At 62.3% G+C, this 12,226-nt stretch carries 13 protein-coding genes; 1 reads left to right on the top strand and 12 read right to left on the bottom strand.

The annotated features are described in order from the left end of the window. Positions 1-27: 27 nt before the first annotated feature. From fabZ to IPM06_14145, 7 genes are all read right to left on the bottom strand, one after another. Positions 28-507: a 3-hydroxyacyl-ACP dehydratase FabZ gene (fabZ, locus tag IPM06_14175; GenBank protein MBK8771571.1), complete on the bottom strand. Its 480-nt coding sequence runs from the start codon at positions 505-507 to the stop codon at positions 28-30. 77 nt (positions 508-584) lie between these two features. Beyond that, positions 585-2,993: an outer membrane protein assembly factor BamA gene (gene bamA / locus IPM06_14170; protein MBK8771570.1), complete on the bottom strand. Its 2,409-nt coding sequence runs from the start codon at positions 2,991-2,993 to the stop codon at positions 585-587. 165 nt (positions 2,994-3,158) lie between these two features. Continuing rightward, complete coding sequence (rseP, locus tag IPM06_14165) at positions 3,159-4,295, bottom strand: RIP metalloprotease RseP (GenBank protein MBK8771569.1); 1,137 nt, start codon at positions 4,293-4,295, stop codon at positions 3,159-3,161. A gap of 99 nt (positions 4,296-4,394) precedes the next feature. Beyond that, positions 4,395-5,246 carry a phosphatidate cytidylyltransferase gene (locus IPM06_14160; protein MBK8771568.1) on the bottom strand — a complete coding sequence of 284 codons (852 nt, stop codon included), beginning with the start codon at positions 5,244-5,246 and terminating at the stop codon, positions 4,395-4,397. Beyond that, complete coding sequence (locus IPM06_14155) at positions 5,243-5,968, bottom strand: isoprenyl transferase (protein MBK8771567.1); 726 nt, start codon at positions 5,966-5,968, stop codon at positions 5,243-5,245. Before IPM06_14155 ends, IPM06_14160 begins: the two co-directional genes overlap by 4 nt. 11 nt (positions 5,969-5,979) lie before the next feature. Then, complete coding sequence (gene frr / locus IPM06_14150) at positions 5,980-6,546, bottom strand: ribosome recycling factor (protein MBK8771566.1); 567 nt, start codon at positions 6,544-6,546, stop codon at positions 5,980-5,982. A gap of 15 nt (positions 6,547-6,561) precedes the next feature. Beyond that, complete coding sequence (locus tag IPM06_14145) at positions 6,562-7,278, bottom strand: UMP kinase (GenBank protein MBK8771565.1); 717 nt, start codon at positions 7,276-7,278, stop codon at positions 6,562-6,564. 155 nt (positions 7,279-7,433) lie between these two features. On the opposite strand from IPM06_14145, the gene IPM06_14140 reads away from it, so the two are divergent. Continuing rightward, positions 7,434-8,009 (top strand): DUF805 domain-containing protein, encoded by a 576-nt coding sequence (locus tag IPM06_14140; protein MBK8771564.1) that lies wholly within the window; start codon positions 7,434-7,436, stop codon positions 8,007-8,009. Positions 8,010-8,080: 71 nt separating this feature from the next. Here IPM06_14140 and IPM06_14135 read toward each other — a convergent pair whose 3' ends face one another. The 5 genes from IPM06_14135 to IPM06_14115 form a co-directional block, all read right to left on the bottom strand. Further along, positions 8,081-9,004, bottom strand: a complete 924-nt coding sequence (locus IPM06_14135) for an elongation factor Ts (GenBank protein ID MBK8771563.1) — start codon at positions 9,002-9,004, stop codon at positions 8,081-8,083. A gap of 137 nt (positions 9,005-9,141) precedes the next feature. Next, a complete protein-coding gene (rpsB, locus tag IPM06_14130) occupies positions 9,142-9,897 on the bottom strand; it encodes a 30S ribosomal protein S2 (protein ID MBK8771562.1) in 756 nt (251 codons plus the stop codon). Positions 9,898-10,095: 198 nt separating this feature from the next. Then, on the bottom strand, positions 10,096-10,551 hold the full coding sequence (locus IPM06_14125) for a DoxX family protein (GenBank protein ID MBK8771561.1): 456 nt from the start codon (positions 10,549-10,551) through the stop codon (positions 10,096-10,098). Next, complete coding sequence (locus IPM06_14120; GenBank protein MBK8771560.1) at positions 10,548-11,312, bottom strand: putative DNA-binding domain-containing protein; 765 nt, start codon at positions 11,310-11,312, stop codon at positions 10,548-10,550. Before IPM06_14120 ends, IPM06_14125 begins: the two co-directional genes overlap by 4 nt. Beyond that, positions 11,302-12,216 carry a DUF692 domain-containing protein gene (locus IPM06_14115; protein MBK8771559.1) on the bottom strand — a complete coding sequence of 305 codons (915 nt, stop codon included), beginning with the start codon at positions 12,214-12,216 and terminating at the stop codon, positions 11,302-11,304. The genes IPM06_14120 and IPM06_14115 overlap by 11 nt, the downstream gene beginning before the upstream one ends. Between the last annotated feature and the right edge of the window lie 10 nt (positions 12,217-12,226).

Genomic DNA, 12,226 nt, shown 5'->3' with positions numbered 1-12,226 from the left:
CCAACGGCATGACGTTCGATTGTGAGATCAGACGCCGCGCTCGTCCATCAGCATGGCGCCGATTTCGGCTTCTGCCACCTTCTTGCCGTCGACATGGGCTTCGGCCCAGTATTTCCAGACGGGCGGGCGCTTGTGGCTGAGCTTCACGTGGAAATGCACCTGGTCGCCCGGCACCACCGGCTTGCGGAAGCGGGCCTTGTCGATTGACATGAAGAACACGAGTTTGCCGGCGTGGGCATCGCCGAGGTGCTCCAATACGATGGCGCCGGCGGCCTGGGCCATGGCTTCGACAAGCAGCACGCCCGGCATGACCGGGCGGCCCGGGAAGTGCCCCTGGAAGAAGGGCTCGTTCATGGTGACGTTCTTGATCGCCGTGCCGCTCTCCTCGCCGTGGATGTTCACCAGCTTGTCGATCAGCAGGAACGGGTAGCGGTGCGGCAGCAGCTTGAGAATGCGGGTGATATCCACGGTCTTGCCCGTGGGAGCGGCCGGTGCAACGTCGGTCATGGGAAATCCTTGAAGCGGTCCTGAAAAGAAAAAGGGCGGGAAATTCCCGCCCCTTTTAGCTGAATCTGCAACCTCGTCTAGAAGCGCGTGCCGATGGAGAACTGGAAGATCTCCGTATCGTCGGTCTTTTCCTTGAGGATCGGATAGGTGGCCGAGAGGCGCAGCGGTCCGAACGGCGACGTCCAGATGATGCCCGCACCCACCGAGGCGCGGAGGTTCATGGAGTCGAAGACGGTGCAAGCGGTTGCGCCTGTGCAAGTGGTCAAGGGTGCACTGGCTTGCGTGATTGCATCCGTGCCAAACACCGTACCGAAGTCGCTGAACACCGCGCCTTCGATGCCCCATTCCTCGGGAATGCCGAGCGGGAAGTTCACTTCGACCGTGCCGATGGCATAGGTCTGGCCGCCGATCGAATCGAGCACGCCGTCATTGCCGGTCTGTTTGGGGCCGAGGCCGGAGCGGGCAAAGCCACGGAAGGAGTCCGCACCCTTGAAGAACAGGTCCTGCAGCGGCACGTCATTGCCGAGCGACTGGATGTGTCCGGCGTTGGCCTCGAGTTTCAGCACGACCTTTTCATCCATGAACGGGATGAAGTACCAGGCGTGACCTTCGACGGAAGCGTATTGCGCGTCACCACCGAGGCCCGCCAGTTCCGTTTCCAACTGGGCACGAAGCCCGCTCGACGGCTTGTTCGGGTTGTCGAGGTCGTCATAGGTGTAGGTGGCGCTGACAGCCGATTTCCAGCTCTTGCCTTCCTGCGAGATGACCATGGGCGATGACACCGCGTCATCGATGCCGCTCACTTCACGGCCCGCGATCAGGTACTTGAGGCTGAGCGAGGAATACTCGTCCAGGCGGAAGCCGGTGCGCAGCGCGCCGCCGATCTGCTTGCTCTGGTAGGACGAGGTGGACTTGTTGTCGGAGGCGTTGGCGAACACGTCGAAGCCCATGGCGATGGGCTTGCCCATGAAATAGGGCTCGGTGACGCTGAGGTTGACCGACTGCTTCTTGAAGCTGAGCGAGGTATCGATTTTGGCCTGCAAACCACGGCCGAAAAGGTTGCGCTCGGAGAGGCTCACCTGCCCGATCACGGTTTCCACTGTGGAGTAGCCGATGGAGAAGGAAATCTGGCCCGTCGACTTTTCGACGACTTCGACCACCAGCACCACCTTGTCAGGCGCGGAACCCGGCTCTTCCTTGAACTCGACGCTGGAGAAGTAGTCCAGTGCCGTCAGGCGGCGGCGGGCGCGCTCGACGAGCGTGCGATTGTAGGCGTCACCTTCATACAGCTGCAGTTCGCGGCGGATGACGCGGTCCAGCGTGCGGTCGTTGCCGACGATGTCGATGCGCTCGACATAGGTGCGCGGACCCTCGGTGATGTCGTAAGTGATGTTGAGCTTGCCGTTGGCCGGATCACGATCCACCTTCGGCTCGACCTTGGCGAAGACGAAGCCCTGGTTCGAAGCCTCAAGTGTCAGCTTTTCAACCGACTTGTCCACCTTGGAGGCGTCGTAGCTGTCGCCCACGCCGGTCTTCACGACCTTGCGCAGCTTGTCGGGTTCAAGGTTGGCATCGCCGATGTTCACCGCAACGTCGGCCACCGTATAGCGCGGACCTTCCTCGATGGCGAAGTTGATGATGAAGCCACCCTCCTCGCTGCCGGAATACTGCGCGCTGGCATCCAGCACCTGCACGTCGGCAAAGCCGTTCTTGAGGTAGTAGCGGCGGATCAGTTCCTTGTCGTACTGCAGGCGGTCGGCGTCATACGTCGTATTTCGCAAGAAGAAGAACAGCCAGTTGCGCTTCTTGGTGGCGATCACGTCGCGCAGGTCGCCATCGGAGAAGCTGTTGTTGCCCTCGAAATTGATCTGGCGGACGTAGGTCTTGCCGCCCTCGTTCACCTCGAACACGAGGTTGATGCGGTTTTCCGGCAGGCGGATCATCTTCGGCACAACGGAGACGTTGTAGAAGCCCTGCTTCTGGTAGAGCGCGAGGATGCGGCGGTTGTCGCTGGCGACGCGCGCCTTGGTAAAGATCATGCGCTCGCGGACTTCGACTTCCTTGGCCAGCGTATCATCATCGATCTCGCTGTTGCCTTCGAAGTTCACCACGCTGATGAGCGGGTTTTCGACAACGGTGATGACAAGCTGCGAACCACTGCGGTCAATCGAGACGTCGCGGAACAGGCCCGTCTGGAACAGGACCTTGATGGATTCGTCGACGGCTTCGCTGTCGAACTGGTCGCCGACGCCAAGCTGCATATAGGAGAGAATTGTTTCGTCTTCGACGCGCTGATTGCCGTTGATGACGATGCCGCTCACGGCGGCGGCATAGGCAGGACGCGAAAATGTTGCAGGAGAAAGTACCGGGGCAAGGGTCAGCGCCAACAGCACCAAAACGCCAATCACTGAAAGTCTATTACGCATCCAATAAGCCAATCTCACTTGCGCCGTGCCATCCACCCACGTCCGGACAAGGTTCGACATGCTCCCCACTCCGGCGAATCGCGCGTCCCAGCCCGACCCCTGAACTTCAATTGCGACCCATTGTGACCTCACCATGGCGCAAATCAGTCCCCAAATCAGCCCGCGATCCGCGATGGCTCTTTTAGTCCGTTTCTCCTCTAATGCAACTGAAACTAAGTCGTTGTTTCAACTGCCCAGATAGACGCTGACCATTCTCACGACGTCGTTCCAGATTCCGATCAACATGAGCATGACTACAAAGGAGAAACCGATGCGGTATCCCCACTCCTGGGCGTTGGGCCCCAGCGGCTTTCCGCGCAAGGCTTCAACGGCGTAGAAAGCAAGGTGGCCGCCATCGAGCATAGGAACAGGAAATAGGTTAATAAGTCCGATACTGACGCTCAGCAGGGCCACGAAACTGATGAAGGCAAGGCCGCCGGACGAGGCCGTGTCGCCTGCCCCCTTGGCCATGGCAATCGGACCGCCGATCTGGTCGATGCTTTCGTTGCCGGTGAACAGCTTGCCGACATAGTGGCCGGTGGTGGCGATGATATACCAGGTGCGCTCGATCCCCTTGGCGAAGGCCTGGGGCAGCGAGTAGCGCTCGTAAAGGGCCTTGTCGGTCGCCGGGTTGTGGCGCACGCCCATGAGCGCCACCTTGATCTTGCCACCGAAGCCATCCGGCATTTCCTCCACACGCGGCGTCAGGGTGAGTTCAATCAGGCTGCCGGCGCGCTCAACGACGATGGGCAGCGATTGTCCGCCGCTCTGGAAAACGATCTCCTGCACCGCACCGAAGCTCCTGGTGTCGCTGCCATCCACCTTGCGGATGAAGTCGCCGGGTTTCAGGCCCGCATTTTCGGCTGCCGAACCGGCAATCACTTCGTCCACACGCGGTTCCGAATAGGGTACGCCGATGATCGAATAGGCCGCGGTGAAGATCGCGATGGCAAGGATGAAGTTGGCGATGGGGCCGGCCGCCACGACAGCGGCACGCTGCCAGATTGGCTTGCCGTGGAAATTGCCGGGGCCGCGCGGTGCCACTGCTGGTTCGCTGCCGGGCATGCTGGCGGCGTTGGCATCACCCTCGAAGCGCACATAACCGCCGAGGGGCAGCCAGCAGATCTTCCAGCGGGTGCCATGGCGATCCACCCAGCCGTAAATTTCCTTGCCGAAACCGATGGAGAAGGCTTCCACCTTCACGCCGCACCAGCGGGCAACCTGGAAATGCCCGAACTCATGCACAAAAACGATGATCGTGATCGCCACGAGGAAAGGCAAGATATAGCCCAGGGGCAAATTCACGAGGGATGACAATTCCATAGCCTCTTCCTGTCAACACAAATGCCGCCCGCCGCGGGGCGCGTTTACGAAGTCTTAACTACAAAGCGGGGCTTTTGCGTCAATATTTCGGCAAGATGGTTACCACACCAGGAGGCCCTGCGCGGCCGAGGGCGCGTAGCGGATAAACCCGATGATCGCCGCCACAACGGTGACGGCGATCAGGCCGTCCACCCGGTCGATGATGCCGCCATGGCCGGGGATGAGATGGCCAGAATCCTTGACGCCGTGATAGCGCTTGAAGGCGCTTTCCAGAATGTCACCGCCCTGCTCCACCACGGCGAACAAGGCAGCGAGAACAACAAGCGGCAGCACCGACGGCGCCACCCAGGATGCATAGAGACCGCTGGCAATGGCCGCACCGGCCATGGCACCGCCCATGCCAGCCCAGGTTTTCTTGGGCGAAATCTTCGGCGCGAGTTTCGGTCCACCGATGATGCGCCCGGCGAAATAGGCCAGGCTGTCGGCGGCCCAGACGGTGAGCATGATCCAGATGATGGCGTGAAGGCCCCATTGCGGATCATGCCGGAGTACGACGAGGGCCAGAACCGGCAGCGCCACATATGGAACGCCGACAAAGCACCACGGCGATTTCTCACGGGGACCGAAAGCAACCCCGGCATAGGCGACGGCGGCGATCACGAGGATCACGGCGCATGTGAGCAGCGGGCCGATCTCCTTCGGCAGGAACGCCGCACACAAGGCGGCGAGTGCATGGAGGGCGAACTGCGAGGTGGACCGGCCATGGGCGATCACCGTCCACTCATGCGCCATGAGGATTCCGAGGAAGGCGGCAAAGAGCTCAAACCACAATCCACCAAGCCAGATGTCGAGCAGCACGGCGGGAATGAGAACGGCGGCGGAAGATGCGCGGACGCCAAGGTCCTGCCATTTCGCGCCACCCGCTGCCGGGGCCGGAGGTGCCTCGCTCATGCGGACTGGACTTTCAGGCCACCGAAGCGGCGTTCGCGCGAGCCATATTCCGCCACGGCGCGGGCGAAGATCTCGGCGCTGAAGTCAGGCCAGAACTCGGGCACGAAGACGAATTCCGCATAGGCGCATTGCCACAGCAGGAAATTCGAAATGCGTTCCTCGCCGCCGGTGCGAATGAGAAGATCGGGTGCTGGCATGCCTGCCGTATCGAGCCGGCTTTCGAGCAGCTCCGGTGTCACGTCCGGGAGCGCCACCTTGCCTGCCGCCACGTCGGCTGCAATGGCGCGGGCGGCGCGGGTGATTTCCTGACGGCTGCCATAGTTGAAGGCGACGACCAGATTAAGCTTGGTGTTGTCACGGGTCAGCTTCTCGGCATCCTCCAGCATCGAGACGATGCTGCCCTCGAGCTTTTCACGATCGCCGATCACGTGGATGCGCACGCCAGAGGCGTGGAGTTCGGCCACGTCCTGCCGGATGAAGCGGCGCAGCAGTTCGAGCAGGAACATCACTTCCGTCTTGGGCCGCGACCAGTTCTCGGTGCTGAAAGAATAGATCGTCAGGTATTCGATGCCCATGTCGGCGGCGGTGCGTACGGCGTTGCGCAACGCGTCGATCCCGGCCTTGTGTCCGGCGGAGCGCGGAAGTCCGCGCGCTGCGGCCCAACGCCCGTTGCCATCCATGATGATGGCGGCGTGGCGGGGAATCTTGAGGCTGGAACGCATGGCGCTTCGGCTCACACCTGCATGATTTCGGCTTCCTTGGTCTTCAGTGCCGCGTCGATGTCCTTCATCGTGTCGTCGGTGAACTTCTGGACTTCGTCAGCCTTGTTCTTGTGCTCGTCTTCGCTCATCAGGTGCGCCTTCTCGAGCGCCTTGAGCTGGTCCATGCCGTCGCGGCGCACGTTGCGCGCGGCAACGCGGGCCTTTTCGGCATACTGGTGCGCGACCTTCACCAGTTCCTTGCGGCGGTCTTGTGTCAGGTCGGGCATGCGCAGGCGGATCACCTGGCCTTCCGTCTGCGGATTAAGGCCGAGGTTCGAGGCGTGGATGGCCTTCTCCACCCCGATCACGAGGCCACGGTCCCAGACGCTGATCTGCAGCAGGCGCGGCTCCGGCACGCTGACGGAGGCCACCTGGCTCAGCGGTACGTTGGCGCCGTAGGCATCGACGTGGATGGGATCGAGCAGCGTGGCCGAGGCGCGGCCGGTACGCAATCCGCCGAAATCATGCTTCAGCGCGTCCACGGCACCGTGCATGCGGCGCTTGATGTCCTGTGAATTGAAGGGGGCGGGTGCAGCCATGATGGGTCCTTGATCTCAGTCTCTGGTGATGGTCGTGAATGTGCCTTGGCCGTTGAGCACGCGCGCAACGTTTCCGGCTTCCCGGATGGAAAATACAACGACAGGCAGGCCGTTGTCACGCGCAAGGGCAATGGCCGCGTTGTCCATGATCTTCAGGTCCTGGGCGAGCACATCCTTGTAAGTGATTGTCTTGAAACGTTTTGCCTCCGGAACCTTCTTCGGGTCGGCATTGTAGACACCGTCCACACTGGTGCCCTTGAAGAGCGCGCTGCAGCGCAATTCCGCCGCCCGCAACGCGGCTCCCGTGTCGGTGGTGAAGAAAGGCAGTCCCGTTCCGCCGGCGCAGATCACCACGCGCCCCTGCTCCAGGTGGCGGATGGCTTCGTGGGCCGAATAGGTTTCGCATACGGTTGGCATGGCTATCGCGGACATGACCCGCGCATCTACACCCTTGCCGCGCAGCACGCCTTCCATGGCGAGCGCATTCATGATGGTGGCCATGATGCCCATGTGGTCGGCGGAGACCCGGTCCATGCCACGGGCAGCGCCTGCCATCCCGCGGAAGATATTGCCGCCGCCGATCACGAGCGCGATCTCGGCGCCGGTCTTGCGCGCGGCGATCACTTCGTCAGCCACGCGCTCCACCGTCGGCAGGTCGATGCCGAAAGACTGCGGACCCATCAGGACTTCGCCCGAGATCTTCAGCAGGATACGCTTGTGGGTGATGGCCATGGCAGTTCCCGACGTCAAAAATATAGCGGCGTGCTTAGCACTTTCAGCCCGATTCGCTTGGGTGCGGCAGCGGTTTTTCAAGCCATTTGCCAGCCGGGACTTAACAGCACCTTAGAGATTTGGGCTCAAAATCGCCGCCGTCACGGGAGGAAGCCATGCTTCACACGCTGTTCGGATTCCAGGGACGCATCGGACGCGGCTCGTGGTGGTTGGCGCAACTGATCGCCATTCCGGTCGTCTATCTGGTGGGCTTCGGCATGCTGGCGGGGGCCATGGGACTGGATGGAAGCCTGGATGGGACAGATCCCGCTCCGGGTGCCGCGATCTTCCTCATCATCGTGCTCGCCGTTGGGGCAGGACTATGGATCAACATCGCCTCCACGGTGAAGCGCTACCACGACCGGGACAAGAGTGGTCTTTGGACATTCATCGTGCTTGTGCCGTTTATCGGTGGCATCTGGCAGATGGTTGAATGCGGGTTCTGCAATGGCGACGGCGGCGACAACCGCTTCGGTCCGCCCGGTGGATCCGGCGGCGGTTACAGCGATGCCGCTTCGGCTTCGGGTGGCAAGCTCGCCAAACTCGATGACGATTATTTCCGCACCTATGCCGCGCAAGGTCAAGCTGCCGAGCCCCCGCGTATGCCTGAACCCGTGGTTCAGGCAACCTATGTGCGGCCCGCTGCAACGGTGAGTGCCGGGACTGGCAAGCCCGTTTTCGGGCGTCGCTGAGGTTCCAACAAAAAAGCCCGGTGCGAACACCGGGCTTCCTTAATCAGTGGACTGAATATTCAGTCCCGCAATCAACCCTGGCCGGACATCTTGGCGACTTCGGCGGCGAAGTCGTCGCTGCCCTTGTCGATGCCCTCGCCCAGCTGCATGCGGTTGAAGGCCTTGAGCACCACGCCGCCACCAGCCTTGTTGCCGGCTTCGGAGATGGCCTGCGCCACCGTCTTGGAGCCGTCGTGCACATAGGCCTGTTCCAGCAGGCAGTTTTCCTTGGCGTAGGACTTGAGGCCCGAGGCGATGATCTTTTCCATCACGTTGGCGGGCTTGCCGGCGTTCTTCTCCTCGAGGATCGCCTTTTCGCGGGCCAACACGTCGGCAGGCACGGAGGCGAGGTCAAGCGAGACCGGGTTCGTGGCGGCGATGTGCATGGCGAGCATGCGGCCGAAGGCGTTCAGTTCGTCCTTGCTGCCAGCACCTTCCAGCGCCACCAGCACGCCGATCTTGCCCATGCCGGGCGCGGCCTGATTGTGGACGTAGGACGCGACAACACCATCCTTCACGGACAGCGCAGCGGTGCGGCGGACGGTCATGTTCTCGCCGATCGTTGCCACCATCTCGGCGACATAGGCGGCGACGTCATGGCCGGAGCCCGGGAACTTCATGGTCTTGAGCTTCTCGGTCGAGCCGTCGGCGTCGACGGCCAGCTTCGAGATCTCGGCCACCATGGCCTGGAACTTTTCGTTGCGGGCCACGAAGTCCGTTTCCGAATTGACTTCGACGAGGGCGCCCGTGGTTCCGCGGGTCAGGACACCGACGAGGCCTTCAGCGGCGACGCGGGTCGACTTCTTGGCGGCCTTGGCAAGGCCCTTGGCGCGCAGCCAGTCGACGGCGGCTTCCATGTCTCCGTTGGTGGCGGCGAGGGCTGCCTTGCAGTCCATCATGCCGACGCCGGTTTTTTCGCGCAGATCGCGCACAAGTGCAGCTGTGATCTCAGCCATGTTTGTCTCCATGCACTGCCATTCAAATATGCGTCACCCCGGCAAAGGCCGGGGCCCAGGCTTTCAAGCGGCAGCTTTAGGGAAAGTCTGGATTCCGGCTTGCGCCGGAATGACGTCAGATGATGAACCGCGAGTGCTTACTGCGCGGCGACGGCTTCTTCGACCGGCACTTCGGCGGCGCCGAGGTCAATGCCCGAAGCCGACTGCGACTGCGAGATGCCTTCGATGACGGCCTTGGTGATGAGGTCGCAATAGAGCGCCACAGCGCGGGCCGCGTCGTCGTTGCCGGGGATCGGATAGGTGATGCCCGACGGATCCGAGTTCGTGTCGATGATGGCGACGACCGGGATGCCCAAGCGGTTGGCTTCCTTGATGGCGATCTGTTCCTTGTTCGTGTCGATCACGAACAGGATGTCGGGAACGCCGCCCATGTCCTTGATGCCGCCCAGCGCCTTCTCCAGCTTGTCGCGCTCACGCGTGATGCTGAGGAGTTCGCGCTTGGTGAGGCCGGCGCCCTGCTTGGACACCGTTTCATCAAGCGTGCGGAGGTGCTTGATCGAGTTGGAAATGGTCTTCCAGTTGGTCAGCATGCCGCCGAGCCAGCGGGAGTTGACGTAGTACTGGGCCGAACGCTTGGCGGCTTCGGCGATCTGCTCCTGGGCAGAACGCTTGGTGCCCACGAAGAGCACGCGGCCACCCTTGGCGACCGTGTCCGAAATGGCGTTGAGGGCCTGATGCAGCAGCGGAACCGTCTGCGACAGGTCGACGATGTGGATGCCATTGCGCGAGCCGTAGATGTACGACTGCATCTTGGGATTCCAGCGGTGTGTCTGGTGGCCAAAGTGAACGCCAGCTTCCAAGAGCTGACGCATGGTAAAGGGAACTGCGCCCATGTCTTTTCCTTCTCCGGTTGATCCGCCACGGGGGGAAGTGAACTGGAAGCTCCAGCACCGGAAGGACCCACTCTATGAGGCTCTGCCATTCGCGTTGCGAAAGGCTCGGCATGAGGTGATCCAACCCCCGTGTGAGTGTTGAACGGGCCGGGCCATAGCCGGACCGTGGGGGGATGTCAAATCATAGGCTTTGAGCCCTCACGCCCTTCCGAGCATGCCATCGATCGAGGCCTTGCCTGGTCCGAGCAGGACAATGCCCGCTGCCATGGCGGCCCAGGTGGCGTGGATGGGCCAGCCGGTGGGAATGGTGAGCTGGATCAGGGCCGTCATCACCAGCAGGGCGAAAGCCGCAAGGCGGGTGCACAGGCCCAGCACCAGCAGCACCGGCAGGACGATTTCTGCGACGGACGATCCCCAGGCTGCCGCGATGGGGAACGGATAGTCATAGGTCTTGCCGAGGACATGCAGCTTGAACTCGTTCTGGAACAGGATGAGCGGCGTATCCGAGAGCGTCAGGAAGCCGCTCCACTTCGTCAGTCCGGAAAGCCAGAAGGGAATCGCCAGGGCAAGGCGGAGCGCCAGACTCACCAGCGTGTAGGGCAGCACCCGCGCCACGGTGCGTTCGAGGGCGTTGACGGTGGAGAGGATGCTCATGACGGGTCCTGCGTGATCTTGTTTTGGAAGGCGCCTGCTTCGACCATGAGTCTGATGGCGGCGGCAAGGTCGAAGCGCGGATTGGCGGCGAAGCCCTGCTCCGCCGCTTTAGTTAGCGTGGCGCGGGCGGCGAGTGCCTGGAAGAAGGCGTGAGTCTCGGGGGAGATGATACGAACCTCCACATCAAAGCGCGGGCGCGTGAGCAGAACGCACTGGGCCTGAGCGGCGTCCGGCACGGCATCGCCCTCCCCGCGGCTTGCGGTGAAGATGGCGTGCACCGCGTAGGGCGACGACAGCAACGCGCAGGCCGGATGCGGGCGCAGGCGGGACGACATCAGCGTTTCGGGATCCGTGGCAGACAAGCTGTCGGGTTCCAGCACCTTCGCATCCCGTGCGTGATGGGCACGGCGCCAGAGATGCTCAAGCCGTGCCACATCAGCAAGGTATGGATAGCCTGCGAGATCATCTTCCGCAGCGAGGACATCCGCGAAGTCCTCGCCATAGTGAAAGAGGAGCGGCGATGTGGGCGGATGGGCCTGCGCGAAAGTCCGGGCCAGGCCTGTGAAATAGGCCTCGCCCAGCAAGCGGCGGATGGCTGGGAAATTCGCTTCGAGGGCCCGCACCAATCCCACCGTCACGTTGTTGCGATAGACGGCATAGCGGCGCTGCCCGCCGCGCTTCAGAACCTGCGGCAGGGCTGCGGCCGGATCAAGCAAGGCGTTGGCGAAGGCCGCTTCGCTGGGGGTGGCGTTATCCTGCACGGCGCAAATCCGGATGGGCCTGCGTGGCGTAGATCCCGAGGATGGCATCAGCGGCGTCTGCCTCCGCCTTCAGGACTGGCCAGTCCGGCACATCATTGTCCCACTCGATCAGCGTGGGCACGGGCCCCAGTTGGGCAATGACGGTCTCATAGAGTGCCCAGACGTCGCGCGCGACCGGGCGGTCGTGGGCGTCGATGAGGAGAGTCTGGCCGCCGTCATCCACATCGGTGGCATGGCCCGCCAGGTGAATTTCGCGGACGAGATGGAGCGGAAATTCCGCGAGATATTGCGCGGCGGAGAAACCGTGGTTGGTGGCGGAGACGAAGACGTTGTTCACGTCGAGCAACAGTCCGCAACCCGTGCGGCGCGCGGCCTCGCGGATGAAGTCGGTCTCGTTCATGCCGGCAATGTCGAAGGTCACGTAGGTGGATGGGTTCTCCAGCAGCATGGTGCGGCCCAGCGTGTCCTGCACCTCGTTGATGTGGGCGACGACACGGTCCAGCACGGCAGGCGTATAGGGTACCGGCAGGAGGTCATTGTAAAAGACGCCGTCATGGGTGGACCAGGCGAGATGCTCTGAAACGACATGCGGCTCGATGCGTTTTGCCAGGCGCCTGAAACGGCGGAGGTGGTCCCTGTCGAGGGGACCCTCGCCGCCGATCGACATCGCCACGCCATGCAGGAAGATGGGATAATCGGCGCGCAGGCGTTCCAGCATGGCAAGTGGCGCGCCACCATCTCCCATGTAGTTCTCGGCATGCACCTCGAAGAACCCGACCTTGCGGGTGTCTTCCAGAATGGCGGCGAGGTGTTCCGGTTTGAAACCCGCACCGCTCTTCAGCGGTGTGGGGAAGATGGGCAGGCGCAGACGTTGCGCCGTTTGCGGAGAACGAGTCGCCTTCATCATGCACCTG

The organism is Hyphomicrobiales bacterium (assembly GCA_016710435.1).
Lineage (GTDB): Bacteria > Pseudomonadota > Alphaproteobacteria > Rhizobiales > Aestuariivirgaceae > Aestuariivirga.
Note: the sequence above shows the minus strand (reverse complement) of the source record. Positions and strands in the feature narration are given on the sequence as shown.

What these genes read in the sequence shown, in the direction of transcription:
- IPM06_14160 (MBK8771568.1), bottom strand. Translation starts at nt 5,246, where the DNA reads ATGAGCGAGGCACCTCCGGCCCCGGCAGCGGGTGGCGCGAAATGGCAG.
- IPM06_14115 (MBK8771559.1), bottom strand. Translation starts at nt 12,216, where the DNA reads ATGAAGGCGACTCGTTCTCCGCAAACGGCGCAACGTCTGCGCCTGCCC.
- fabZ (MBK8771571.1), bottom strand. Translation starts at nt 507, where the DNA reads ATGACCGACGTTGCACCGGCCGCTCCCACGGGCAAGACCGTGGATATC.
- bamA (MBK8771570.1), bottom strand. Translation starts at nt 2,993, where the DNA reads ATGTCGAACCTTGTCCGGACGTGGGTGGATGGCACGGCGCAAGTGAGA.
- frr (MBK8771566.1), bottom strand. Translation starts at nt 6,546, where the DNA reads ATGGCTGCACCCGCCCCCTTCAATTCACAGGACATCAAGCGCCGCATG.
- IPM06_14135 (MBK8771563.1), bottom strand. Translation starts at nt 9,004, where the DNA reads ATGGCTGAGATCACAGCTGCACTTGTGCGCGATCTGCGCGAAAAAACC.
- IPM06_14140 (MBK8771564.1), top strand. Translation starts at nt 7,434, where the DNA reads ATGCTTCACACGCTGTTCGGATTCCAGGGACGCATCGGACGCGGCTCG.
- rseP (MBK8771569.1), bottom strand. Translation starts at nt 4,295, where the DNA reads ATGGAATTGTCATCCCTCGTGAATTTGCCCCTGGGCTATATCTTGCCT.
- IPM06_14125 (MBK8771561.1), bottom strand. Translation starts at nt 10,551, where the DNA reads ATGAGCATCCTCTCCACCGTCAACGCCCTCGAACGCACCGTGGCGCGG.
- rpsB (MBK8771562.1), bottom strand. Translation starts at nt 9,897, where the DNA reads ATGGGCGCAGTTCCCTTTACCATGCGTCAGCTCTTGGAAGCTGGCGTT.
- IPM06_14145 (MBK8771565.1), bottom strand. Translation starts at nt 7,278, where the DNA reads ATGGCCATCACCCACAAGCGTATCCTGCTGAAGATCTCGGGCGAAGTC.
- IPM06_14155 (MBK8771567.1), bottom strand. Translation starts at nt 5,968, where the DNA reads ATGCGTTCCAGCCTCAAGATTCCCCGCCACGCCGCCATCATCATGGAT.